Origin of the sequence: Thioalkalivibrio thiocyanoxidans ARh2 (assembly GCF_000385215.1) — a bacterium.
GTDB classification, from domain to species: domain Bacteria; phylum Pseudomonadota; class Gammaproteobacteria; order Ectothiorhodospirales; family Ectothiorhodospiraceae; genus Thioalkalivibrio; species Thioalkalivibrio thiocyanoxidans.
Genome location: NZ_ARQK01000030.1, coordinates 15,053 through 39,886, shown reverse-complemented (window position 1 = coordinate 39,886; position 24,834 = coordinate 15,053). Strand labels below are relative to the sequence as shown.

At 66.4% G+C, this 24,834-nt stretch carries 23 protein-coding genes; 18 read left to right on the top strand and 5 right to left on the bottom strand.

The window, feature by feature from the left end; translation table 11 throughout:
• Positions 1–143 precede the first annotated feature (143 nt).
• The 14 genes from flhF to G372_RS0101830 all read left to right on the top strand — a co-directional run bounded on the left by flhF (position 144) and on the right by G372_RS0101830 (position 12,215).
• The gene (gene flhF / locus G372_RS0101895) at positions 144–1,418 is read left to right on the top strand and encodes a flagellar biosynthesis GTPase FlhF (RefSeq protein WP_020008812.1); all 1,275 of its coding nucleotides are present in this window, start codon (positions 144–146) and stop codon (positions 1,416–1,418) included.
• On the top strand, positions 1,405–2,229 hold the full coding sequence (locus tag G372_RS0101890; protein WP_038070577.1) for a MinD/ParA family protein: 825 nt from the start codon (positions 1,405–1,407) through the stop codon (positions 2,227–2,229). Before flhF ends, G372_RS0101890 begins: the two co-directional genes overlap by 14 nt.
• Positions 2,226–2,987, top strand: coding sequence for an RNA polymerase sigma factor FliA (locus G372_RS0101885; RefSeq protein WP_018864354.1), 762 nt, complete (start codon positions 2,226–2,228; stop codon positions 2,985–2,987). The genes G372_RS0101890 and G372_RS0101885 overlap by 4 nt, the downstream gene beginning before the upstream one ends.
• Before the next feature lie 59 nt (positions 2,988–3,046).
• Positions 3,047–3,427 carry a chemotaxis response regulator CheY gene (gene cheY, locus G372_RS0101880; protein WP_019624264.1) on the top strand — a complete coding sequence of 127 codons (381 nt, stop codon included), beginning with the start codon at positions 3,047–3,049 and terminating at the stop codon, positions 3,425–3,427.
• 102 nt (positions 3,428–3,529) lie between these two features.
• On the top strand, positions 3,530–4,306 hold the full coding sequence (locus G372_RS0101875; RefSeq protein ID WP_019624263.1) for a protein phosphatase CheZ: 777 nt from the start codon (positions 3,530–3,532) through the stop codon (positions 4,304–4,306).
• Positions 4,307–4,384: 78 nt separating this feature from the next.
• Positions 4,385–6,532, top strand: a complete 2,148-nt coding sequence (locus G372_RS0101870; protein ID WP_018864351.1) for a chemotaxis protein CheA — start codon at positions 4,385–4,387, stop codon at positions 6,530–6,532.
• Positions 6,533–6,534: 2 nt separating this feature from the next.
• Positions 6,535–7,641 carry a protein-glutamate methylesterase/protein-glutamine glutaminase gene (locus tag G372_RS0101865; RefSeq protein WP_018864350.1) on the top strand — a complete coding sequence of 369 codons (1,107 nt, stop codon included), beginning with the start codon at positions 6,535–6,537 and terminating at the stop codon, positions 7,639–7,641.
• A complete protein-coding gene (locus G372_RS0101860) occupies positions 7,642–8,385 on the top strand; it encodes a flagellar motor protein (RefSeq protein ID WP_018864349.1) in 744 nt (247 codons plus the stop codon). It abuts the gene before it with no gap.
• A gap of 7 nt (positions 8,386–8,392) precedes the next feature.
• Positions 8,393–9,310: a flagellar motor protein MotD gene (motD, locus tag G372_RS0101855; protein WP_018864348.1), complete on the top strand. Its 918-nt coding sequence runs from the start codon at positions 8,393–8,395 to the stop codon at positions 9,308–9,310.
• Positions 9,307–10,107: a ParA family protein gene (locus G372_RS0101850; RefSeq protein WP_018864347.1), complete on the top strand. Its 801-nt coding sequence runs from the start codon at positions 9,307–9,309 to the stop codon at positions 10,105–10,107. The genes motD and G372_RS0101850 overlap by 4 nt, the downstream gene beginning before the upstream one ends.
• Positions 10,104–10,835 (top strand): chemotaxis protein CheW, encoded by a 732-nt coding sequence (locus G372_RS0101845; RefSeq protein ID WP_018864346.1) that lies wholly within the window; start codon positions 10,104–10,106, stop codon positions 10,833–10,835. Before G372_RS0101850 ends, G372_RS0101845 begins: the two co-directional genes overlap by 4 nt.
• Positions 10,836–10,920: 85 nt before the next feature.
• The gene (locus tag G372_RS0101840; RefSeq protein WP_018864345.1) at positions 10,921–11,379 is read left to right on the top strand and encodes a chemotaxis protein CheW; all 459 of its coding nucleotides are present in this window, start codon (positions 10,921–10,923) and stop codon (positions 11,377–11,379) included.
• A gap of 97 nt (positions 11,380–11,476) precedes the next feature.
• Positions 11,477–11,701, top strand: a complete 225-nt coding sequence (locus tag G372_RS0101835) for a hypothetical protein (RefSeq protein WP_018864344.1) — start codon at positions 11,477–11,479, stop codon at positions 11,699–11,701.
• Between the two features lie 94 nt (positions 11,702–11,795).
• The gene (locus G372_RS0101830; protein WP_018864343.1) at positions 11,796–12,215 is read left to right on the top strand and encodes a DUF2802 domain-containing protein; all 420 of its coding nucleotides are present in this window, start codon (positions 11,796–11,798) and stop codon (positions 12,213–12,215) included.
• A 16-nt stretch (positions 12,216–12,231) separates the two neighbouring features.
• Here G372_RS0101830 and G372_RS0101825 read toward each other — a convergent pair whose 3' ends face one another.
• Both G372_RS0101825 and fliK read right to left on the bottom strand, forming a co-directional pair.
• Positions 12,232–12,591 (bottom strand): EscU/YscU/HrcU family type III secretion system export apparatus switch protein, encoded by a 360-nt coding sequence (locus G372_RS0101825; RefSeq protein WP_018864342.1) that lies wholly within the window; start codon positions 12,589–12,591, stop codon positions 12,232–12,234.
• A 4-nt stretch (positions 12,592–12,595) separates the two neighbouring features.
• The gene (gene fliK, locus G372_RS0101820; protein WP_026340385.1) at positions 12,596–13,849 is read right to left on the bottom strand and encodes a flagellar hook-length control protein FliK; all 1,254 of its coding nucleotides are present in this window, start codon (positions 13,847–13,849) and stop codon (positions 12,596–12,598) included.
• Positions 13,850–14,074: 225 nt separating this feature from the next.
• On the opposite strand from fliK, the gene G372_RS0101815 reads away from it, so the two are divergent.
• Complete coding sequence (locus G372_RS0101815) at positions 14,075–14,569, top strand: low molecular weight protein-tyrosine-phosphatase (RefSeq protein ID WP_019624260.1); 495 nt, start codon at positions 14,075–14,077, stop codon at positions 14,567–14,569.
• 80 nt (positions 14,570–14,649) lie between these two features.
• Here the strand turns inward: G372_RS0101815 and G372_RS0101810 are convergent, their stop codons facing one another.
• Entirely contained in the window at positions 14,650–17,526 is a 2,877-nt protein-coding gene (locus G372_RS0101810; RefSeq protein ID WP_019624259.1) for an Rne/Rng family ribonuclease, read from the bottom strand.
• 432 nt (positions 17,527–17,958) lie between these two features.
• Between G372_RS0101810 and G372_RS0101805 the strand changes: the two genes are divergently transcribed.
• From G372_RS0101805 to G372_RS0101795, 3 genes are read left to right on the top strand one after another with little or no spacing between them, the layout of a single operon-like run.
• On the top strand, positions 17,959–18,945 hold the full coding sequence (locus G372_RS0101805) for an RluA family pseudouridine synthase (RefSeq protein WP_026340384.1): 987 nt from the start codon (positions 17,959–17,961) through the stop codon (positions 18,943–18,945).
• Positions 18,942–19,640 carry an HAD family hydrolase gene (locus G372_RS0101800; RefSeq protein ID WP_018864337.1) on the top strand — a complete coding sequence of 233 codons (699 nt, stop codon included), beginning with the start codon at positions 18,942–18,944 and terminating at the stop codon, positions 19,638–19,640. The genes G372_RS0101805 and G372_RS0101800 overlap by 4 nt, the downstream gene beginning before the upstream one ends.
• A gap of 9 nt (positions 19,641–19,649) precedes the next feature.
• Positions 19,650–20,615 carry a S49 family peptidase gene (locus G372_RS0101795; protein WP_019624257.1) on the top strand — a complete coding sequence of 322 codons (966 nt, stop codon included), beginning with the start codon at positions 19,650–19,652 and terminating at the stop codon, positions 20,613–20,615.
• A gap of 39 nt (positions 20,616–20,654) precedes the next feature.
• On the opposite strand, the gene G372_RS0101790 is transcribed toward G372_RS0101795, so the two are convergent.
• Both G372_RS0101790 and mfd read right to left on the bottom strand, forming a co-directional pair.
• The gene (locus tag G372_RS0101790) at positions 20,655–21,317 is read right to left on the bottom strand and encodes a CsiV family protein (RefSeq protein WP_019624256.1); all 663 of its coding nucleotides are present in this window, start codon (positions 21,315–21,317) and stop codon (positions 20,655–20,657) included.
• On the bottom strand, positions 21,318–24,791 hold the full coding sequence (mfd, locus tag G372_RS0101785; RefSeq protein WP_019624255.1) for a transcription-repair coupling factor: 3,474 nt from the start codon (positions 24,789–24,791) through the stop codon (positions 21,318–21,320).
• Positions 24,792–24,834 lie beyond the last annotated feature (43 nt).

Here is a 24,834-nt window from a genome sequence, read left to right as displayed (position 1 = left end):
CTTTTGCGCGCGCACGGCGTTGCGGCTCCCTTGTGCAGAATGACTGCACGGCGGTCACCGCGCCTTGTTCGCACGCAAAAGCGACTCGAGCGCGAGCGCGTGCACTGATCAGTGTTTCCCTTGAGCGGAACGGGAGAACAGCGATGAATGTGAGACGGTATCGGGCCCGCGACATGCGCGACGCGATGCGCCAGGTGCGCGAGCAGCAGGGCGAAGATGCGGTAATCCTGTCCAGCCGTCGGGTCGACGGCTGGCTGGAGGTGGTTGCCGCTCTCGAGGATGGCGATGCCGGGGTCTCCGAACGCGAACAGCAGGCCGCCGTGAACGCGGTCCAGGCACCACGCGAGGAGCCGGTGGCCGCGTCGCGCCCGAGCAGCGCCTCGGCCTGGCCCGCGGATCCGGAGCTGGCCGCGATGCGGCAGGAGCTGCGGGATCTGCGCAGCCTGCTTACCCGTCAGCACAGCGACAACGAGGCGGCGCAATGGGCGGCGCGTCATCCGCTGGCGGCGGAGTGCAAGGCGCGCTTGATGGACCGGGGTTTCAGCGAGGCACTGGCGCGCAGCCTGGCGGGCAGCATCCTCGATGACAGTACCGTAGAGCAGGCCTGGGAGCGCCTGCGTGCACGCCTGTCGGGCGCAATTGCCACGCGCCATCCCGATATCCTCGACGAAGGGGGCGTGCTGGCACTGGTGGGGCCTACGGGCGTGGGCAAGACCACCACGCTTGCGCGGATTGCGTTGCGCCAGATCCGCCGCATGGGGCCGGATTCGGTTACGCTGGTCACCCTGGATGCGCAGCGCATTGGTGCGACACGCCAGCTGCAGGCCTTCGCGCAGATGGCAGGGGTGTCACTGCGGGTGCTGCAGGGCGCGCGCGAGTTGCGGGAGATGACCGGGCGAGCCGAGGATGGGCACCTGATTCTGGTCGACACGGCGGGGCAGGCACCTGCGGCGGTGGGCGACGAGTCGCTGTTCGCCGGCTGGCCGGACCGTATCCGGTGCGAGAGCTGGCTGGTCGTCTCCGCGACCACCCAGGCGGCGGCACTGCAAAGGGTGCTGGAGGCGTTCCGGAAGACGGAGCCATCGGCCCTGGTGCTGACCAAACTCGACGAGGCCGAACAATTGGGGGAGACGTTGTCGGTACTGCTCGACCAGCACCTTGGGCTCACGTTTGTCAGCGATGGTCAACGCATCGCGGAAGATTTCCACCGGGTGGAGACGGGGGATCTGACGCGGCGTGCGCTCGGTGAAGAAGAGCGTCCTGCGCGTGGTGCCTCGCGCGATGAACGATGGACTGATCAGACGCTCGCGGAGCTCGCCGGCACGCGCAGCCACGTGGCGTCGGCGCGCGGGACGCCGGATGGCGGGGCCCTGGAAATGATTCATCCAGTGGGGAAGGGACGCTATGCCACGCACTAATCCACCGTTGAAGGTCATCGCCGTTGCTTCCGGAAAGGGCGGTGTCGGCAAGACCAATGTCTCGGTCAACTTGTCCGTCGCACTTGCCCGGCTGGGTCGCGAGGTGATGCTGTTCGATGCCGATCTTGGGCTGGCGAACGCCGATGTGCTGCTCGGGCTGAGACCGGAGCGCACGCTGCATGACCTGGTAACCGGACAGGCGGAAGGGCTGGAGGAGATCCTGGTGGAGGGTCCCGAAGGGATCAAGGTCGTCCCTTCGGCGTCGGGGATCGCCGCGATGGCCAACCTCTCGCAGGTGGAGCACAACGGGCTGATTCATGCATTCAGCGCGTATTCGAAACCGCTGGACGTACTCGTCGTGGACACCGCAGCGGGTTTGCAGGAGTCGGTGACGACCTTCTGCCGGGCCGTCCAGGAGACCCTGGTGGTGGTCTGTGACGAACCGGCGTCGATTACCGATGCGTATGCCCTGATCAAGGTCCTGCACCGGGACCATGGTTTGCGGCGTTTCCGCCTGGTGACGAACATGGTGCAGGATCGCGCAGGGGCCGAGCGTCTGTTGCAAAAGCTCGCGACGGTTTGTGGCAACTATCTGCCGGAGGTCATCCTGGACCTGGCGGGATACATCCCGATGGACCAGAATCTGCGCACGGCCGTCCAGAAGCGGGCGCCGGTGGTGCAGCAGTATCCGGGCAGCCCGGCGGCCAAGGCCTTTACCGAGCTTGCCCGCACGGTCGATCGCTGGCCGGTGGGTCGCGGCGCCGATGGTGGCGTCGGATTCTTTGTCGAACGGATGCTGCAGAGCGCATGATGTCGCCGCGTAATCGACTACCAGGCTACGAAAGCGTCGCCGCGGCCGGCCACGAGCAGCGTGTTGCGGAGCATATCGAGCTGGTGCACCGCATCGCGCACCATCTTATGGCTCGTCTGCCTGCCTCGGTCCAGGTCGATGACCTGATCCAGGCGGGCATGATCGGTCTGCTGGAGGCCGCGCGGCAGTTCGAGGGCGGGCAGGGCGCGACCTTCGCCACCTATGCGGGGATCCGTATCCGCGGCGCGATGATCGATGAGCTGCGGCGCAGCGACTGGACGCCGCGCTCGGTGCATCGCAACAGCCGCAAGATCGCCGAGGCGATCCAGACGGTCGAGGCCCGGGAAGGGCGCGCGGCACGCGGGGTCGAGGTGGCCGAGGAGCTCGGAGTCCCGATCGACGAGTACTACACGATGCTGCAGGACCATGCCGGCGCCCATCTGTTCGCGCTGGACGACCTGGGCGGCACCGACGGCGATGCCGACCGGGTGATCGAGGGGGCGGAGGCCTCGCCCTCGCGGACGATCGAGGCCGGGGAGTTTCGCGAGGAGCTGGCCGCCGCGCTGGGTGATCTGCCCGAGCGGGAACGCCTGGTACTCTCGCTTTATTACATCGAGGAACTCAATCTGCGCGAGATCGGCGCGGTGCTGGGCGTGACCGAGTCGCGCGTCAGCCAGATCCGCAGTCAGGCCGTGATCCGGCTGCGCGCACGCCTGGGTTCCTGGCTCGAAGATGGCGAGGCTTTGCAGTTATTCTGACGGCCACGCTCTAGTACCCACATGCATAATCAATCCCGGAGTGACCTGTGGACAAGGGAATGAAAATTCTCATCGTGGATGACTTCTCCACGATGCGACGGATCATCAAGAACCTGCTGCGTGATCTCGGCTTCAACAACACGCATGAGGCCGATGACGGCAGCACGGCCCTGCCGATGCTCCAGAACGGCGACTTCGACTTCCTGATCACTGACTGGAATATGCCCAATATGCCGGGCATCGACCTGCTGCGGGCGGTGCGCGCCGACGAGAAGCTGAAGACGATGCCGGTACTGATGGTGACGGCGGAGGCGAAGCGTGATCAGATTGTCGAGGCGGCCGAGGCGGGCGTAAACGGGTACGTGGTAAAGCCTTTTACCGCTGAAACGCTCAAGGAAAAGATCGATAAAATCTTCGAACGCATTGAATCTCAGGGGTAATCTGGGTATGGCAGGCGGGATCCTCGGGCACGAGCAAGGCCTCGGCCAGGGGGGCAGTCCCGGTCGGTACGTCCGGGATGAGGAGCGAGCAAGGGGCTTTGGATGACAGACCAGGAACAACCGGTGGGGGATCAGCAGCTCGCACGCGCGCGCGAGCTTGTTCAGGTGCTTGAAGCAGGGGATGACGTCACGGCGCGAGCGCTGATTCAGGACCTTGCGCGTCCGTATGATCGCGAACTGTTCGACGAGCTCGGCAAGCTGACGCGTGACCTTCATGAGGCCCTGCAGAGTTTCCGTGGTGATTCGCGACTGGTCGAGCTGACCCAGGCGGAGATCCCGGATGCTCGCGAGCGCCTCAATTACGTGGTCACCATGACCGAGAAAGCGGCGCATGAAACCCTGACCGCCATCGAAACGAGCCTCCCGATCGCCGAGTCCTTCAGCCAGCAGGCCGGCGAACTGACCGCCAAATGGACCCGTTTTCGCAACCGCCAGCTGTCGGTGGATGAGTTCCGCGAATTCGCGCGCGATCTGGACGAGTTCTTTGCGCAAGCCAGCCACGACACCGATGAGCTCCGGCGCCTGCTGTCGGAAGTGCTGATGGCGCAGAGCTATCAGGATATAACCGGGCAGGTGATCCGGCGGGTGATACAGCTCGTAACGGATCTCGAGGAGAACCTGGTCTCGCTGATCCGGCTGTCCAGTGGGCGCATGGAAGCGATCGAGGCCGCGGAGAAAACACTGGACGACAACGACGATCGGCGCGAGGGCGATCGACGCGGTCACGGTCCTACGGTGCCGAAGACTCAAGATTCCGGCCAGGATGTCGTTGAAGGACAGGACGAGGTGGACGATCTGTTGTCCAGTCTGGGCTTCTAGACAACCGCCGATTCCTGAATCGGCGTCTCCCCTGGACCCACCCTACAACGGCAAGCCTCACCGGAACGGAGAGACCGAATGGCCATCGACCCCAATGACGAAATCCTTCAGGACTTCCTGATCGAGGCCGGGGAACTGCTCGAAGGGCTGAACGAGCAGCTGATCGACCTGGAGCAGAATCCCGATGACCGGGATCTGCTCAATGCGGTATTTCGCAGCTTTCACACCATCAAGGGCGGCGCGGGCTTCCTCAGCCTCGATGCGCTGGTGACGGTCTGCCATCACGCGGAAGACGTGTTCAACCTCCTGCGCAATGGGGAACGCCGCGTTGATGGCCACCTGATGGACACGATGCTCCGGGTGCTGGATACGCTGAACGTGATGTTCGGCGACCTGCGCTCCGGGGTCGATCCGACACCCGCGGAGGCGGACCTGGTCGAAGATCTGCGGAAGATGGCCAACAACGAGGACGTGGCCGACGATTCCGAATCAGAGGCTGCCCCGGCAGCGGACGAATCCCCCGAGCCGGAACCGGCACCCCCCGCCGAGGTGGAAGCCACGGCCATGGCAACGGGTGAAGACGGAGGCGAAGAGTCGGGTCTGGTAGGTGCAGATGACGAGATCACCGATGACGAGTTCGAGGCCCTGCTCGACACGCTGCACGGAGAGGGGGCCCCGCAGGCGGTAGAGGGTGCCGGTGCGGCGGATGTTCCTGGTGGCGAGTCAGGCGCTGACGCGGCGGAGGCCGCGGCCGGGGATGATGGCGACGATCTGATCACCGACGACGAGTTCGAGAACCTGCTGGACGAACTGCAGGCGCGGGGCGGCGGGCCTCCTGCGGTCGAGTCGGTGGCATCATCGGCCGAGACCAGCGAGCCGGCCACGCCCGAGGAGCCGAATGCGGGGCCCGAGCCGGAGCCGGTCGAGGAGGCCAAGCCGGCCGCGACCCCGGAGGCCGCGAAACAACAGTCAAAGCCGGCGCCGGCCGGGGGTGGCTCGCGTCAGGCGCCCCAGAGCGAGACATCGGTACGCGTGAACACCGAGCGCCTGGACGAGATCATGAATCTGGTCGGGGAACTGGTGCTGGTGCGCAATCGCCTCAGCATGTTGCGCAGCCAGCATGTGGATGACGAGCTGGGCAAGGCGATCAGTTCGCTGGCGCTGGTGACCTCCGATCTGCAGACGTCGGTGATGAAGACCCGCATGCAGCCGGTCAACAAGGTCTTTAACCGCTTCCCGCGCGTCATTCGGGACCTGTCGCGCAGCCTCGGCAAGGAGATCGATCTGGAGATCTTCGGCGAGGATACGGACCTCGACAAGAACCTGGTGGAGGCGCTGTCCGATCCGCTGGTGCACCTGGTGCGCAATGCCGTGGACCACGGCATCGAGACCCCCGACGTGCGCGAGAAGGCCGGCAAGCCCCGCAAGGGTACGGTCGTGCTGGGCGCCGCACAGGAGGGCGATCACATCGCGCTGATCATCAAGGACGATGGTGGCGGTATGGATCCCCAGGCCCTGCGGCGCAAGGCCGTCGAGAAGGGCCTGATGGAACCGGCCATGGCGGAAAGGATGACCGACCGCGAGGCCTTCAACGTCATCTTCATGGCGGGCTTCTCCACCAAGACCGAGATCTCGGACGTGTCGGGCCGCGGAGTGGGGATGGACGTCGTCAAGACGAAGATCTCGCAGCTCAATGGCACCATCGAGATTGATTCCGAGGTGGGTGTCGGGACGACACTGCGGGTCAAGCTGCCGCTGACACTGGCGATCCTCCCGGCGCTGATGGTGATCCTCGACGGTCGCCGCTTTGCGATCCCGCTCGCGTCGGTTTCGGAGATCCTCGATCTTGACCTGACACAGACCCACTATGTCGACGATCAGGAGGTCATTGTCGTCAGAAATCAAGCGCTTCCCATACATTACCTCAAGCGGTGGTTGAAGCCGGGGTTCATCCCCGAGGCGAAACCCGACTCGCATGTGGTCGTGGTGCACACCGCCGACCGGAAGGTCGGGCTCGTGGTCGACGATCTCGTGGGCCAGGAAGAGGTGGTCATCAAGCCGCTGGGGCAGAATCTGCAAGGCGTGAAGGGGCTGGCAGGGGCCACCATCACAGGCGATGGCGGGATCGCCCTGATCCTGGATGTCGGGGATCTGGTCGGTCTGCTGACCCACAAGATCCCGTCGGCGGGTCGTACCCGGCGACCCGCGCAAACGGTTGAGGGCTAGGGATGCCGGTAAAGGTACTGGTGGTGGACGACTCCGGGTTTTTCCGCCGCCGCATCAGCGAGATTCTGGATGCCGACGCAGGGATCGAGGTCGTCGGTAGCGCGGAAAACGGCGAGGAGGCGATTCGCAAGGTCAAGGAACTGGACCCGGATGTCGTGACCATGGACATCGAGATGCCCGTGATGGATGGCATCACGGCCGTTCGGCGGATTATGGCGGAGAGCCCGCGGCCGGTACTGATGTTCTCGAGCCTGACCACCGAGGGGGCTCAGGCGACGCTGGATGCACTGGAAGCCGGGGCGGTGGACTTTCTGCCGAAACGCTTCAGCGATATCGCGTCCGACGAGGACAGCGCGCGCATGCTACTGCGTCGGCGGGTGCGCAGCCTTTCGCGCAGCCGTGCCCGCTCGGTGAGCCAGCCCGGGAGTGCGCGACCGGCGGTCGAGGCACGCCCGTCCGCGCGTCGCGAAGAGTCCGATCGCAAGGCGGCCGAGGTACAGCGACAGGCACCGCCGGTCAGTCGGCCGGCGGTGCCGCTGCGCCAGGTTCGAGCGGTCTTGATTGGGACGTCCACCGGGGGACCAGTGGCCTTGCAGGAGGTACTCAAGGCCCTGCCCGCCAACTTCCCGCAGCCCATCTTGCTGGTTCAGCACATGCCCGCGAGCTTTACGCCAGCCTTCGCGGAGCGTCTGGACGCGATGTGCCAGATCCGCGTCAAGCAGGCGCAGGATGGGGATGTGATGCGCCCGGGAGTGGCCCTGCTGGCTCCCGGTGGCATGCAGACGACCCTGGAGCGCGGCAGCCAGACGACCGTACGGGTTGCCGAGAGTCCGCTGGGCACGATCTACAAGCCCAGTGTGGATGCGGCGTTCAGTTCGGCGGTGGAGGCCCTGCGCGGGCAGGTACTGGCCGTGGTGCTGACCGGGATGGGTGCGGATGGGCGTGAAGGTGCGCGCGCACTGAAAGGCGCCGGTGCTCAGGTCTGGGCACAGGATGCCGCCACGTCGGTGGTCTACGGGATGCCGGCCGCGGTAGCGGAAGCCGGGCTGGTCGACCAGGTCTATCCATTGCCGGATGTGGGTCCGGCTCTGGTGAAGGGGTTTTGCTAGATGGATATCCTGAGCCTCATCGGGGTCACCCTGGGGCTCGTCGCGGTGCTCGGGGGAAGCATCGCGAAAGGCAGCGGTCTTGGGGCGCTGTGGAACGCGGCTGCGTTCGTGATCGTGGTCCTCGGAACGCTGGGGGCGACTCTGGTGCAGGCACGCATGGCGGTCTTTCTGCACGGCATGCGCATCCTGCCCTGGGCCTTCAAGCCACCCCGGATCGACAACGAGGCGATGCTCGGGCGCATCGTGGAGTGGTCCAATGTGGCACGCAAGGAAGGGCTCCTGGGGCTGGAGACACTGGCCGACGAGGAGAACGACGAGTTCGCGCGCAAGGGGTTGCAGCTCCTGGTCGATGGCTCCGAGCCGCAGACCATTCGCCAGATCCTCGAGGCCGATCTGGACAACCGCGAGCATTTCGATACCCAGGGTGCCAAGGTGTTCGAGAGCATGGGGGTCTACGCCCCGACGCTCGGCATCGTCGGCGCCGTGATGGGGCTGATGGCGGTCATGCAGAATCTCGCGGACCCCAGCAAGCTCGGGGCGGGGATTGCTGCGGCCTTTGTCGCCACGATCTACGGGATCGCGTCGGCCAACCTGCTGTTCCTGCCGGTGGCGAACAAACTGAAGTCGATTATCCAGAAGCGCTCGCAGCACCAGCTGATGCTGATGGAGGGCCTGATCGCCATCGCCGAGGGCGAAAACCCGCGCAACATCGAAAGCAAGCTTAGCGGCTTCATCCACGAGTGAGGTCGCGATGGCTCGGCGCAGACGCCAGGAAGAAGCGGAGAATCACGAGGCCTGGGCCATCCCGTATGGCGACCTGGTTACGCTGCTGCTGGCGTTCTTCGTGGTGATGTATGCGATCTCCTCGGTTGATGACGGCAAGTATCGCGTGCTGTCGGAGTCACTGGTCGATGCCTTCCGCGCGCCGGCCCAGACCGACCCCATTCAGGTCGGAGAGCCGACGTTGTCGCGCGAGCATTCCCTCGACGAGATGCGTGCGCTGGTGCCGATCGATGTGCAGCCGGGCCTGGTCGACGAGGGGGTGGCACCCATCGACATGGCCTTCTCGGGGCTGCTCGACGAAACCGAAACGGACGACGAACTGCAGGAATTCCTGGAGGCGCTGGCCGAAGTCGCGGACGAGCTGGAGATGGCGATGGCGCCGCTGATCGAGGATGGCGATCTTCGCGTAAGCCGCGAGGCCTACTGGCTGGAGATCGAGATCACCAGTCGTCTGCTGTTCGCGAGCGGTTCGGCCACGCTGAACCCCGAGGCGCGGACCCTGCTCGATGAAGTCGGGGAGATCCTGGCGCCGCGCGTGTCCAGGGTGCATGTCGAGGGGCATACCGACAATGTCCCGATACAGACCGCGGTCTATCCTTCCAACTGGGAGCTTTCTTCGGGGCGAGCGGCGGCGGTGGTCAGCGTGTTCGAGGAAGCGGGTATCGAACCCGAAAACCTGGTGGCCCTCGGGTACGGGGAGCATCGACCGGTGGCCAGCAACGAGACGGAACAAGGTCGGGCCGAGAACCGGCGGGTGGCGATTGTGGTCCTGCCGGGCGCACGTCCGCGCGAAGACGGGGCGCAGGAGCCCGAGCAGTTGCGTGAAGACCTGCCGCTGTCGCTGGAGGCGCCGAGGACGGACGGGAACGAGGGGGATGGCGAGTGAAGATCTGGGCAGTGGCCAACCAGAAGGGCGGGGTGGGCAAGACCACGACAACAGTAACCCTGAGTGGCCTGTTGTCCGGGCCGGAGCAGCGCGTCTTGATGGTGGATGTGGATCCACACGGTTCCCTGACCGCCTATTTTGGCCATGACCCGGAGACGGCCACACGCGGCGTGTACGAGCTCTTCAGCCAGTGCGCGGAGGGCAAGCGCCCGGACCCGCGAGGCCTGATCCGCGAGACACGCTTCCCCGGGCTGGATCTGCTGACGGCCAGCACGGCGCTGGCGACGCTGGATCGACAGCTCGGTACGCGCAGCGGGATGGGGCTGGTGCTGCGCCAGGCGCTGGAGCAGGTCGCCGACCAGTACGACTATGTGCTGATGGACTGCCCCCCCATGCTGGGCGTGTTGATGGTTAATGCGCTGGCTGCCTGTGACGAGCTGCTGGTCCCGGTCCAGACCGAATTCCTCGCGCTCAAGGGGCTCGAGCGCATGATCAACACCCTGAAAATGGTGCAGAAGTCGCGCAAGGCCGAGTTGCACTACCGGATCATCCCGACCCTGTTCGATCGGCGTACCCGCGCCGCGCACGAGGCACTTGCCGAGCTGCGCCGTCTCTATGGCGAAGAGGTATGGCCGGGTGTGATTCCGGTCGATACGAAGTTTCGCGATGCATCGAGCGCCGGCCAGCCACTGTGTTTCATGATTCCGGATGCACGAGGCGTACTCGCGTATTCGGACTTGCTGGAGGCGATTGGCGGACAGCTGTCTCAGCCGCATGCCCGGAGGCAGAAGGGATGAACGGTTCTCGCGATGACAACCTGGCACTGAAGGCCGAGCCCGAGGCCCTGCACGACTATTTTGGCAGTCTGCTGGACGAGCCCGAGCCGGCCGCGCCGGCCCACCTGCTGCGCGCGGATATCCTGGAGCCCCGGCCGGCGCCCCCCGAGTCGGAGCCGGTGGTCGAAAGGGAGCACCCCGCGGTGGCCGAAACCGTGGCACCTCCGGCCCCAGCGCGCACGGTCATCGAGAGTGACGAGTATCCACGCCCGACCGAACGGTTCTCCGCCCTGGTGCTGGAAGCCGGGAATCTGACCCTGCTGGCACCGCTTGCGTCCCTGGGGGGCGTTGCCCCGCTGGACGATCTGGAGGTGCGCCCAACGCCCAATCACTCGGTCTGGTATCTCGGCCTGGCCGATACCAAACAGGGGCGCGTACAGCTGATTGATCTCGCGGCCGTGGTGACCCCCGAGGATCGCGAATACGAACCGGAAACGGCGCGCCATGTGGTGTTTCTGGCCGGTTCCCGCTTCGCACTGGCCTGTCGCGCGATTCAGGGGACCCGCGTGATCGAACCGCAGGACCTGCGCTGGCGCAGCCACCGCAAGCGGCTGCCCTGGCTGGCCGGGGTCGAACGGGACCAGATGGCGACGTTGCTCGATCTGGATGCCCTCGATCGCACCCTGGACCAGGGCGACTGGGAGGTGGGCGGCGCTCCGGACTCAAGCCAGGGCGAGCGCGGCCGATAACGTATTCAGGAACCGAACACCGGGCCCGCGACGCGGGCCCGCGAGCGACGAGGAAGACATGAGCAGCGCACAAGACGTAGAAGCGATGGCCAAGGCCGACACCGCCCCGTATGTGACGTTCAGTCTCGCGGAGGAAACCTACGCGATTGACGTCCTGCAGGTGCAGGAGGTGCTGAAGGTCACCGAGATCGCGCCCGTGCCCGGTGTGCCGGACTATATCCTCGGGATTATCAACCTGCGGGGCAACGTCGTGACCGTAATCGACGCGCGCCGCCGCATGGGGTTGGAGGATCGCGAGCCGGACGAGGCCTCGCGCATCGTGATCATCGATGTGGACAACCAGAATGTCGGCATCCTGGTGGATTCCGTATCCGAGGTGGTGCGGATCTCGCTCGATTCGGTGGAGCCCGCACCGGAGGTCGGCAACGACGACAGTTCGCGGTTCATCCAGGGTGTGACCAGTACGGATCAGGGGCTGACGATCCTGGTGGATCTGAACAAGCTCCTTTCCGACGAGGAATGGGCCCAGTTGCGGGAGCTGTAGGAACCGGCGGCGATTCGGTAAACGGGAACCGGCTCGCATCGGTGAGGATCAAAAGAGCGGGTTCCCGAAAACGCGTCAGGTGGCGGGAGGTGGGATCATGGTGGATGAACTTCAGCCGGACCGCTCGGTTCGGCCCGTTAACCCCTCGACCACGAGCAATACCACTGTGCGTCCGGTCCACACCACGGTGCCCGGTCGCACGCTCAGCGATGACCATGATCGCGACCCTTTGCTGCGTCCGGCCGTGAAGCCCACGCAGCAGCGCGCCCCGCGTGATCGTGGCAAGCGACCCCGCAAGGGCTTGATCGACGATTACGCCTGACCACCCGTTCCACGGGGCCGCTGGATCGGGGCGGCTGGTGTATCCGGGCAATTCACGCGACAATCGCGGCTGGACCGTTTGGAGTATTGGGTCGATGGGGGAAGGCATTCTGGTTTGGATTGTCGCGGCAATCGCCCTGGTGGCGACCGTCGTGGCAGTGCTCGCCGTCTCCCTGGTGCTGACCCTGCGGCGCCAGCTCGCGACCCTGCGCCAGGACTATCAGCGTCAGGCCACCTCGGTGATGGCGCTGCAGGGCGCGATGAAGGTCATCTCCCAGGGCGTTGTCAACCACAGCCAGGCGCAATCTGCCGTGCAGCGCGCGCTGGAGCGCCTGAACGACCAGCAAAGCGAGTTGCGCGCCCGCGACGCCGATGACGGCGCCTATCAGCAGGCGATCGAACTCATCCGGGAGGGCCGCGAGCGGGAAGAGGTGCGCCGGATGTGCGGACTGACCACCACGGAACTCGATCTCCTGTACAGCCTGCACGCCCCCGGTTCCGCCAGCCGTCGCTGATTCCCGCTGCCGGTCTTCAGTTGCCGGCGCCGGAGTCGTTGCGGCGGTATCCCTGTTCGCGGTCGTCGGGCGTAATGCCGGCCAGCACGAACACAAACGCCAGCACCTCGGCCACCGCAACGTAGAGGCTTTCCGGGATTTCCTCGCCCAGGGGCACCTGCGCCAGTGCCTCGCTCAGACCAGGGTCCTGATGCAGCGGGATCCCGTGTTCTTCGGCGATGCGAAGGATCTCTTCCGCGGTTACGCCACTGCCACTGGCGGTGATCCGTGGTGCGCGCTGGCGATCCCATTCCAGTGCGACCGCACGCTGCTGCGCAGGGTCGCGTGGCGCAACTTGCGGTTCATCGGGGTCGTAGGGGCGTCGGCGCTGGCTCATCGCATCAGGCCCGCTCGTCCAGCAGCCCGTCGCGCAGGTTGACGCTCGCAGGATCCTGCGGCTCCACCCGGCCTTCGCGCACGGAGACGGAGCCAATGCTCAGGTCACGGCCGATCAACCGCTGGCGCAGTTCCGGGGTGCCCGATTGCAGGCTTGCGGCGGTTTCCGGCCGCTCGGCGGTGAAATGCACCGATACCCGGTCATCGCGCAGCGCGATGGCGACACGGGTTGGCCCGAGGGCCTGCAGATCAAGGTCCAGCACCAGCGTCCAGCCTTCCGGCCTGTCCGGAGGGCGGCCTGCCTCGTGCTGTAGTTGGCCGGCCAGGGCGTGGATCCCTTGCGGGCTGCGAAAGGGGAGTTCGAAGAACCAGCGAGGTTGGCCCTCGTCGTCACCCTGAACGCTGGATGGCAGCGACTGCAGTTGCAGGGTGGTGATGCGCTTCAGCATCCCCTCGACGAGACCTGTCAGTGGCCCAAGGGGTGGCAGTGCCGCCGCACTGGCGGGGGCGGGTGGTGTCGAGGGGTTGGTTGTTGCGGGGGGCGGGGCACGGTTTTCTCCGGCCTGGCGAAGATGCTCGGCCACCCGCAGCAGTTGTGCCTTGAGGTCTTGTGCCGGTGCGGTGGATCCGTTTGCGCGTGCGCCCTGCGCCAGCATGGCCTCCAGCCACAGGCCGGACTGCTGCATGTGCCGATGGACACCCTCCGGCGTTACCAGGCGAACAGCGGGCGGCGCAAGATCGAGCAGGCGGTTCATGGCCGGCAGTAGCGGGCCTTCGTTCGCCCCGGGCTGCGGGGCCGCCGCCGTCGCCGAAGCCAGCGTGGCTTGCAGGGTTTGGATGCCGTTGGCCAGGCCCCGCGCACCGGGGATCTGGTGGCGCAGTTCGCGCAGCAACCATTGCGCGGGATCCTGGTGACCAGTCGCAGGCAGGCTGGTGCTCGCCTGGCCCGGGTTCGCCCCCGTGGCAGGGACGGAGGTCGAGGCGCCACCCGTGGGTCCGGATCCCGGCAGCGGCAGCAGTCGGACCTCAAGGCGCGGTTCGGTGCGAACGACCTCGGCGAGGGCCATGCGTGGTCCGGCCTGATTGCCCGGAAGCAGCGCGCTGGGAAGCGGTGTGGCCAGCTGTGCGTTGAAGCTGGGGGCGCGGGCCGCCGGGCTCTGGGCACCGGAGGGTGATACCGGGCGCAACTGCACCCCGCGCTCGGCCAGTTGCCCGATGATCTGGACCTGAAGCCGAGTACCGGTTTCCAGTGTCGGCATCCCGCCCGGGCGCGAGCCCGTGCGATCAATGCCGATCGCGGGCAATCCGGTAGGGCGGGGGCCGGTAAAGTCAGGCATCGGGTCTCCGGGGCGCTGCTCGAAAACGTGCATGTGGCCAAACAGACACCATTCCAGCATCGCATACCCCGCTGGTGGCGCCTACAGGCGGGTGCCGGGGCCTTGCTTTGCTATGCTGTGCGCTCACTTCGCGAACATGATGAAGGCATGCAAAAGATACGAGTGCTGATGGTTTGTCTGGGCAATATCTGCCGTTCGCCCATGGCTCACGGCGTCTTCGAGACGCGCGTACGGGACCGGGGCCTGGACTCCTGCATCGAGGTCGATTCGGCGGGGACGGCCGGCTATCACATCGGGGCGCGTCCGGATCCGCGGGCGCGGGAGGAGGCTCGGCGTCGCGGGTACGACCTCGACCACCTGCGCGCCAGGCAGCTCGAGGCAGAAGATTTCGAGCACTTTGACTATATCCTGACCATGGACGAGGCGAACTATCGCAATGCCCTGGAGATTCGGCCTGGAGGCGCGCGCGCACGGCTGCATCGGTTTCTCGAATTTGCCCAGGAACACCCCGAACGCGAGGTGCCCGATCCGTACTACGGGGGAGCGGATGGTTTCGTCCACGTCATGGACCTGGTCGAAGCTGCCAGTGACGGTCTTCTGGACCATGTCTGCCGGGAGCACGCGCTGGAACGCGTGTCCTGAGGGGCTTTGCCCAATCAGAATGACCCCGGATGGGCCCGGGGGCCGATAACGGTCTGACGGTTATCGGCCCCGCGGAGCGATCAATCGCGGGTCTTGTCGTCCGAGCTGCCGGTGGGTTCGGATACCGACTCGGGTTTGCGGGCCGGTTGCTCGGCCTGCGGCTCCTGATTTGACCTGCCCTGGGAGCCCTCGTCGGTCTGGGCGGGCGCGGGCGTGTCCGTGCGCTTGTCGCCCTCGTCCTGGTCAGTGCTCTTCTTGCGTCGGGGCGCCTTGGGCGGGGTGGACGCATCGCCCGCGCTGGATTCACCCGCTGGACGCTTCTCTTCGGAGGAGGCGGAATCGCCCTTATTCCCGGAAGCGGCCGATTTCGACGGCTTTGCGCTACCCTTCGAGCGGCGCGGGGCTGCGGGCTCCTTTTGCGTGTCCTCGGAGGCAGCCGTGGGGGTTTCGGCCTCCTTTTGCGCGCTCTCGGGTGCGCGGGGCTGCTGCGTCCGGGAAGGGGCCTTCTCGGCCCCGGTGCCGGACTCGGAACCCGTGTCCGTGGCTGTTGTTCCGGAGGGTCCGGCATCGGTATCGGCACCACCGGATTTTGCCTTGGAGCCCGAATCGGCTTCGGTGCTGGCTGTTTGGCCACTGCCCTTGCCGGAACCCTTTCTGGCGGGTTTGCCGGCTTTCTGCGGTTCCGGGCTTGAAGGGGCGGCGGACTGGTCGGACTCGTTGCTCGAGTCGTCGCCCTGGGTCCCGCCACTTGCGTTGCCCGTGCTGTCGTCGCTGCTGCCGTTGCGACCACGGCCTCCCCGGCGGCGACCGCCTCGGCGCGAACGGCGCGAACGGGTGCGGCCCTTGGAACCATCGTCGTCGCCGGTGGACGATCCGTCCCCTGAAGGGGCGGGTGTTTCCTTGTCCTTCGCGGCAGGCTCTTCCGGCTCCGCCTTCGGTTTTGTGGCCCTGCTTTCGGTGTCGCGGGTCTTGGTGGCCGCGTCGCTGCCGCCAGCGCCTCCGCCGCGCCGACGCGAGCGACCCTTGCCGCCCTCATCGCCACTGCTGCTGGCGTCCTGCCGGGAATCGCCCTTGCCGTTTGCGGAACCCTTGGCCGTCTCGCGGCTGTCGCCGGCTTCGCTACGCGCGCCGCGACGACGACCGGGCCCGCCTGCACGATTGTTGCCGCCACCACGACCGGTGCGTTGTGCGCCCTTCCCGGCCTTGCCGCCCTTGCGTCCCTCTTCCTGTTGCTCGCCCTCGGCCTCCTGATTGCGGGCTGCGTTGGGGAACAACGACGACCAGATGCGGGTGAAGAAGCCGGGTTGCTGAACCGGTTCACTCGGTGCTTGCGGGGCAGGGGACTCGGCCATCGGGGCCGGTGCCTTGACCTTCACGCCCTGAACCAGCGGTTTCTCTACCTTGCCCCGGCGTTCGCCGTGGGGGTCGGTGTCTTCTTCGACCGTCTCCATCAGCTCGTGCGAGCCGCGACCGCTGACGACCTCTTCGCGCTCGTCGCCACGTACGCGCTGGACCTCGAATTTCGGGGTCAGGTACTGCGGGTTCGGGACGATGCTGATGTCCACCCGGTGACGGGCCTCGATGTCGTTGATCGATGCCCGTTTTTCGTTCAGCAGGAAGGTACCGACATCGACCGGTACCTGGGCCAGGACGAGGCCGGTCCGGTCCTTCATGGCCTCTTCCTCGATCAGGCGCAGGATCGACAGGGCCAGGGACTCGACGCTGCGCACCTGGCCATGCCCCTGGCAGCGGGGGCAGGTGATCTGGCTGGACTCGCCGAGCGACGAGCGCAGACGCTGGCGCGACATCTCGAGCAGCCCGAAGCGGCTGATGCGGCCGACCTGCACGCGCGCCCGGTCGAGTTCCAGCGCCTCGCGCAGGCGGTTCTCCACCTCGCGCTGGTGCTTGTTGGCGTTCATGTCGATGAAATCGATCACGATCAGACCACCGAGGTCTCGCACGCGCAGCTGGCGCGCCACTTCTTCGGCCGCCTCCAGATTGGTGTGGAAGGCGGTCTCCTCGATGTCGCCGCCCTTGGTGGAGCGCGCGGAGTTCACGTCGATGGAGATCAGGGCCTCGGTGTGGTCGATGACCAGGGCGCCACCGGAGGGGAGCTGCACCTCGCGGTCGAAGGCGCTCTCGATCTGGCTCTCGATCTGGTAGCGATTGAACAGCGGGACCGGGTCGTCGTACTTCTTCAGCTTGCGCTGGCTGTTCGGCATCACCAGCCGGACAAAGTCCTCCGCCTGCTGGTAGACGGTTTCATCGTCGATGATGACCTCGCCCACGTCGTTGCGCATGTGATCGCGCAGGGCGCGGATGATCACGTTGCTTTCCTGGTGGATCAGCGCCGGGGCATTGGCCTTTTCCGCTGCCTCGGTGACCGCCGACCACAGGGCCGTCATGTAGTCGAGGTCCCACTGCAGCTCTTCGGTGCTGCGGCCCACGCCGGCGGTGCGGGCGATCACGCCCATGCCCTCGGGCATGTTGAGGCCGGACAGGGCCTCGCGCAGTTCCGCGCGGTCTTCGCCTTCGATGCGCCGCGATACGCCACCGGCCTTGGGATTGTTCGGCATCAGGACCAGGTAGCGCCCGGCCAGGCTGATATAGGTGGTCAGCGCCGCACCCTTGTTGCCGCGCTCTTCCTTTTCCACCTGGACGAGAAGCTGAGTCCCTTCCTTCAGCAGCTCGCGGATGGGCTTGTCGCTGTCGGCCGGTGCGCCAACTGCGGAGGGGGCGATCTCCTTGAACGGGAGAAAGCCGTGGCGCTCGGCGCCGAAATTAACAAACGCGGCTTCGAGGCTTGGCTCGACGCGGGTGATCTTGGCCTTGTAGATGTTGGCCTTCTTGCGCTCGCGCGAAGGCAGTTCGATGTCGAGGTCGTACAGCCGCTGGCCGTCGACCATGGCCACGCGCAGCTCTTCGGGCTGCGTGGCATTGATCAGGATGCGTTTCATGCAATGGACTCGGTCGATCGTCCTGTACGTCGGTCACAAGCCCGGGGCCACGTGGTGCGGAACGAAGGCGGCACGTCGACGTTTCGAGACGCATGCTCGCCATGGCGGCGCGAAGAGGAATCCAACGCGCCAGCCAGGTGTTCACCAATAGCCACGGGACCAGCCGTCCGCGGGATGCGGGGCCGGGGAGACAGGACTGGGTTAGAAGAAATAGTGTCACAGGTTCGCTTTTGGGCGATGGCCGTCTGGTCGCATGTAGTCGCACTGTGCAGGACCAGATCGGCGGGTAATTCGAGGCGCCCGGGCGCAATATCCGCCAGCAGGTACCGTGCGCCAATGTAGGGCATAACCCCCCGATTGGGCAAGTTTTTTCGTCGCGGAAATGCCAGGGTACATGGTTAGGATGGCGCGCCTGAGGTAGGATCGCGCCCGATGAAAGCACGTCCCCGTCAGCCGCAATCTCCCTCTGGGCCTCATACGCTCTCGGTCACCGAGCGCGGGGATGGCCAGCGCCTGGATAACTTCCTCCTGCGCGAACTCAAGGGAGTTCCCAAAAGTCTGATCTACCGCTTGGTGCGCAAGGGGGCGATCCGGGTCGATGGGCGCCGCGCCAAGGTGACCCAGCGGCTGAGCGTCGGCTCGGAGGTGCGTATACCGGACCTGGATCGGCCCGAGGCCGTCGAGCGCGACATCCCCCCGGGGGTTCTGGACCGTCTGCGGCGGTCCATCCTGTTTGAAGACGACCAGGTCCTGGTCCTCGACAAACCCTCTGGGCTCGCGGTGCACGGGGGCAGCGGCCTTGCCTTCGGGATCATCGAGGCGATGCGCCAGTTGCGTCCCGGTTCCGAGTTGGAGCTGGGGCATCGGCTGGATCGCGAGACCAGCGGCTGCCTGCTGTTGGCCAAGACCCGTTCGGGGTTGCAGGACTTTCACGCGGCGTTGCGCGAGGGGCGTGTGGAGAAGCGCTACCTGGCGCTGCTGGTCGGGGCATTTCCCGGCGAGCAGCCCATCGTGTGCGACGAGCCGATTGCCTCCAGTCGGGGCCAGGACGGGAAACGCCGCATGCGCTCGGGGGAGGACGCCGACCTCGAGAGTGCGCGCTCGGCGATCAGCCAGTTCGTCCCGCTGGAACGATACGGGTCCTTCCAACTGGCTGAGGTTCGGATCGGTACCGGACGGACCCACCAGATCCGCGTGCATGGCCAGGCGATCGGCCATCCCGTCGGCGGCGATCATGACTACGGGTTGCCCGATGCGAACCGGGTACTGCGCCGGGCAGGCCTGAAGCGCCTGTTCCTGCACGCCCAGGCCCTGCAGTATGAGGATTCGACCGGCGAGTCGCATGTGTACTCCGCGCCGCTGCCGGACGAGCTGCAGTCGGTCCTCGATGCGCTCGCAAGCCCCGAAGCGTCCGGATGAACACACTGCTGCCACCGGAGGGGGATGCCCTGCGCCTGGTCGTATTCGACTGGGACGGGACGCTGATGGATTCGCCACGCCGGATTGTTCACTGTCTGCAGCGGGCCTGTGCGGCACTGGGGCGCGAGGCGCCCGCGGAAAGCGAGCTGCGCGATATTATTGGCCTGGGCGTGGAGGCTGCGGTGGAGAGACTGTTTCCGGGCGCCGACGCTGCGTTCGTGCGGGCGTTCGCCACCACCTATCGCCAGTGCTATCTGGGCGCCACCGATGCGCCGGAGACGCCCCTGTTCGCGCATGTCGAGCCCTTGCTCGACTGGCTTGACGAACGCGGCGTGCTGCTGGGCGTGGCGACCGGCAAGTCGCGGGCGGGCCTGGACCAGGCCCTGGAAGCCGCCGGCCTCATGGGGCGTTTTGTCGCGACGGCCTGCGGGGACGAGCATCCGTCGAAACCCAGCCCTGTGATGCTGGAGCATGTGATGGCGCGCTGCGGCGTGGAACGTTCCCGGGCGCGGATGGTCGGTGATAGCGTTTATGATCTGCAGATGGCTCGCGCCGCCGGCGTCCCGTCGCTGGCCGTGACACATGGGGTCCACGATCACCGCCGGCTGAGCGACGAGCGCCCGCTGGCCGTGGCCCGCGACCTGAAGGAACTGCTGGATCTCCTGCGGCAGTCGGAGCCGCTTCCCGAGGACTGAGGACAAGCGATGGGTTGGTCGAACGAGAACAAGCCGGGCTGGGAGCGCGAGACGCTGGAGCGCCTGGTCCAGGCCCAGGTGGTGGAACAGCGGCGTGCCCGGCGCTGGGGCATCTTCTTCAAGCTGCTGCTGTTCATCTATCTGTTCGCCCTGCTGGTCCTGGTGCGGGGCGGCGATATGGGCTTGACCGCCTGGTTCGAGGACGACCGCGAGCCGGAGGAGCACGTGGCAGTCGTCGAGATCGACGGGCTGATTGCGTCGAGTGCCAGGGCCAACGCCGAAGAGCTCAACAAGACACTAAAACGGGCGTTCGAAGCGGATGGCACTCGGGCCGTGATGCTGCGCATCAACAGCGGGGGCGGGAGTCCGGTACAGGCCGCCGCGATCCATGACGAGATCCTGCGGCTGAAGGACGAGCACGAGGACATCCCGGTCTATGCGGTCGTCACCGATATCGGGGCCTCGGCAGCCTACTACATCGCCGTTGCGGCCGACGAGATCTACGCCAGCCAGGCCAGCATGGTCGGCTCGATCGGGGTGCGCCTGGACAGCTTTGGCGTGGTGGATTTGCTGGAGAACATTGGGGTCGAACGGCGGCTGTTCACCTCAGGGGAGAACAAGGCCCTGCTGGATCCGTTTCTGCCGCTCGACGAGGGTCATGTGAGCCATATCCATGATCTGATGGACGGCCTGCACCAGCAGTTCGTCGATGTGGTCCGCCAGGGACGGGGGGATCGTCTGGCCGAAAACGAGGAGCTGTTCGACGGCCTGATCTGGACTGGGCAACGCGCGGTGGATCTGGGCCTGATCGATGGTCTGGGGACGGATCAGTCGGTCGCGCGCGATGTGATCGGGATCGAGAAGATGGTCACGTTCAAGCCGCGCCGTGGTGCACTGCAACTGCTGTTCGAGGACCTGGGCGTGTCGGCCCTGCAAAGCTGGCTGGCGATGGAGACCAAGCCCAACTGGCGCTGAACGGGAAAGCCGGCGGGGTACTGCCTGTTCCCGTCCTCGCTAGCTGTCCAGCCGCGTCACGCGGGCGATGATCCCGACCACCGGGTGGTCGAGGTAGAACAGCTGGCTGCCGGAGTTCATGCGCTGGTGGCCGCGCACGGTCACCCCGAGCGGCTCGGAGCCGTCGCGGTCGATGTGATAGACGAGGTCGGTCTCCAGGTGGAGGAAACGCCCGACCCATACCCGTAGCCGGCCCTCCAGTTCGTAGCGGTCCTCGTCCGCCACAATCGGCTGGGCCGCGGTGGCCGAGTCGCCGAACACGGCCTGACGTGCCCCGAGGCGGCGGCCCTGCTGCACCTTCAGCCAGGGCGTGGCGGTATGGTCGCGCCCCAGCTGATCCCAGGCCAGACGTGCTATCACCCGCCCGGCGCCGGAGTCCTCGACCCGGCTTGCGGCCCGCTGCAACTCGAACCCGCGCCGGGAATCCTGGTAGATGCGGCCCCCCAGCTCCGATCCCGCCAGGTTGGGTTCGCGTACGGACGCGATCTCCTGCTGCAGGCGGCGGCTTTCCGCGGTCGTGTGCTCGAAGATGACCAGCTCGATGCGGTAGCGGCGGCCGACCTGGGCGGTGGCCGTCGTTCCCAGTCCAAAAAGCGGCAGGAAGGCGAGGCCGCTGACGAGCCTGCGGCGGTTCGGGTCGGGGCGATCGGCTTTGGCGTGCATTCAGGCGGCCTGCTGTTTCGGGCTGATGGTGTGAATCAGACGCTGGACGGCCTGCGAGCGGGCCTCCAGGGTCTCCATATCGGCATAAAAGCGGAAAGCCTTCTGGCCGTCCAGTTTGTAGGCATTCGGATCGGATTGCACCAGTTCGATCAGGGCGGCGATATCGATTTCGGGATTCGGTCCAAATACGAAGCGGCCGCCGGCCGGGCCCAGCTCCAGCTTGCGGATCCCCAGCGGCGTCAGTTTGAGCCGCAGGCGGGCGGCCTCGAACAGGGCCTTCGCCGGATCGGGCAGCAGGCCGAAGCGATCCACCAGTTCCACCTCCAGCTCGCGCAGTGCATCGCTGTTCTCGGCGCTGCTGACGCGCTTGTAGAGGATCAGGCGTGTGTGCACATCCGGCACGTAGGCATCCGGGAGCAGGGCGGGCAGCCCCAGCTCGACTTCCGTTCCGGGGCTCTCCGGGGTCTCCAGTTCGGGCATCTTGCCGGAGCGCAGGGCGTTGACCGCGCGGTTGAGCAGGTCGTTGTACATCGAGAAGCCGACTTCCTGGATCTGGCCGCTTTGCTCGTCGCCCAGCAACTCGCCAGCGCCCCGGATCTCGAGGTCGTGGCTGGCGAGCGTGAAGCCCACGCCGAGATCCTCCAGCGAGGCGATCGCCTCCAGACGCTTGCGCGCGTCGGCCGACATGGCCTTCTCCGGCGGCGTGATCAGGTAGGCGTAGGCCCGGTGGTGGGAGCGCCCGACGCGGCCGCGCAGCTGGTGCATCTGGGCGAGGCCCAGCTTGTCCGCGCGATTCATCACGATCGTGTTCGCGGTGGGTACATCGATGCCGGTCTCGATGATGGTGGAGCAGACCAGGATGTTGTAGCGCCGGTGGTAGAAGTCGAGCATCACCTGTTCGAGTTCGCGTTCGCGCATCTGGCCGTGGGCGATGCCGATGCGGGCGCCCGGCAGCAGCGCACGAATCTGCTCCGCCATGCGTTCGATGGTGTTGACCTCGTTGTGCACGAAGTACACCTGGCCGCCGCGGCGGATCTCGCGCAGGCAGGCCTCCTGGATGATCGCGTCGTTCCACTCGTTGACGAAGGTCTTGATCGCCAGGCGTTCGCGCGGCGGGGTCGTGATCACCGAGAGGTCGCGCAGCCCGGACAGGGCCATGTTCAGCGTGCGCGGGATCGGCGTCGCGGTCATGGTCAGCATGTCGACCTCGGCGCGCAGTCTCTTCAGCGCCTCCTTGTGACGCACGCCAAAGCGCTGTTCCTCGTCCACGATCACGAGCCCGAGGTTGGAGAAGTCCAGGTTCGACTGCAGGAGCTTGTGCGTGCCGATCACGATATCGACCTTGCCTTCCTTCAGCCCCTCGAGCACGGCGGCCTGCTGCTTGGTGCTGCGAAAACGCGACAGGGACTCGATACGCACCGGCCAGTCGGCGAAGCGGTCGCTGAAGTTCTGGTGGTGCTGCTGTGCGAGCAGGGTGGTGGGTACCAGCACGGCCACCTGGCGATTGTTCTGCACGGCGACGAATGCGGCGCGCATGGCGACTTCGGTCTTGCCGAAGCCGACGTCGCCGCAGATCACGCGGTCCATGGGGCGGGTGTCGGCCATGTCGGTCAGTACCGCGTCGATCGCCTGGAGCTGGTCGGCGGTTTCCTCGAACGGGAAGGCCGCCGCAAAGGCGTGATACTCGGGGGTCTCGGTGGCGAAGGCCGTGCCCTGCTTGGCGGCGCGCCGGGCATGGACCTCCAGCAGCTCGGCGGCGACGTCGCGCGCCTTCTCGGCGGCCTTGCGGCGGGCGCGGTTCCACTGCTCGCTGCCCAGGCGGTGGAGCGGGGCGTGTTCCGCGTCGGCGCCGGTATAGCGGCTGATCAGGTGCAGCGAGGAGACCGGGACATAGAGCTTGGCGCCATCGGCATACTCCAGCGTCAGGAACTCCGACGGCTGGCCGTTGAAATCCAGCGTCTGCAGGCCCAGGTAGCGACCCACGCCCTGTTCCTCGTGGACGACCGGGGCCCCGATCGTCAGGTCGCTGAGGTTCTGGATGACGGCATCGGCATCGCGAGTGGGACGGTTGCGCCGGCGGGATTGCCGCGCGCGTTCGCCGAGGATGGCGGACTCCGGCACGAGCACGATCCCGTCGGGCAGCCGGAATCCCTCGCTCAGCGCACCGACGGTCACGCTCAGGCCGGGCTCGCCTCTCAGGAAGTCCTCCCAGACTTCGACCGCGTGGTGCGGAATATCCTGCTCGCGCAGCAGTGTGAGCAGGGCCTCGCGCCGGCCGGCGGACTCGGCGGTGAGCAGGACCCGTTCCTGTTCCCCGACAAAGCGCTTCAGGCGTTGGGCGGGGGCATCCTTGCCGTGTTCCATTCCCAGCTCGGGGAGGGGATCGCAGGTAAAGGGCACGGTCCTGCCTCGGTCCGCCGGCAGCGGCTGCGGCGGCTCGCCGCCCAGGGCAATGCCGGCGCGGGCCCGCAGGGCCTCGTTCAGGGCCGACTCGTCGAGATAGAGGCGCTCCGGCGGCAGCAGGGGGCGTTCCACCTGGTGGCCCAGCTGCTCGAAGCGGTCGGCGATCTCGCGCGCATACTCCTGCGCGGCGCCGGCGATATTGCCGACCTGTACCACCCGCGCCTGGGGGGCGTAGTCGAACACGCTGTCCATGCCCTCGAAGAACAGGGGCATGTAGGCCTCGATGCCCGGGGGCACCAGACCCTCGCTGATGTCCCGGTAGATCGGGTGGCGGCTGGGGTCGCCGCTGAACTGCTCGCGGTAGCGGGTGCGGAACGCGCGGATGGAGTCCTCGTTCAGCGGGAACTCGTGGCTGGGGAGGATCTCGACGCTTTCGACCTTTTCCGTGGAGCGCTGGGTCTCCGGATCGAAATGGCGCAGCGAATCGATCTCGTCGTCGAGAAACTCGATGCGCACCGGCTCCTCGGCGCCCATCGGGAACAGATCCAGGATCTCCCCGCGTGCCGCAAACTCGCCGTGGCTGATGACCTGGTTGACCGCGCTGTAGCCGGCCTCCGTCAGCCGTTCCCGCAACTGCATGCGGTCCAGGCGCTGGGCATTGCGCAGGGAGAGGCCCTGGGTGGTCAGCCAGTCGCGCGGGGGCAGGCGCTGCATCAGCGTGGAGACCGGGATCAGGATGATCCCGCGCTCCAGCGAGGGGAGGTGATACAGCGTGCGCAGCCGCTCGGAGATGATGTCCTCGTGCGGCGAGAAGACATCGAACGGCAGGGTCTCCCAGTCGGGCAGACGCATGACCGGCAGGTCGAGCCCGGCACCAAAGAAGTCCCACTCCTCCTGCCAGCGGTCCGCGGCCTCGTTCGACTCGACGACGACCAGCAGCGGCCATTCGGCCGATGCGGCGGCGCGGGCGAGTGCCAGGGGAGCGACCGAGGCATTGAGCCCCGACCAGATCTCGAAGCCGTCGCCGGGAAAGCGACCGGGTTGTAGCGGGTTGCGCGGCTGTTCGGACATGCAGTGTCGGCGATCCGGGAAAACGGCCCGGCATTATACGGAT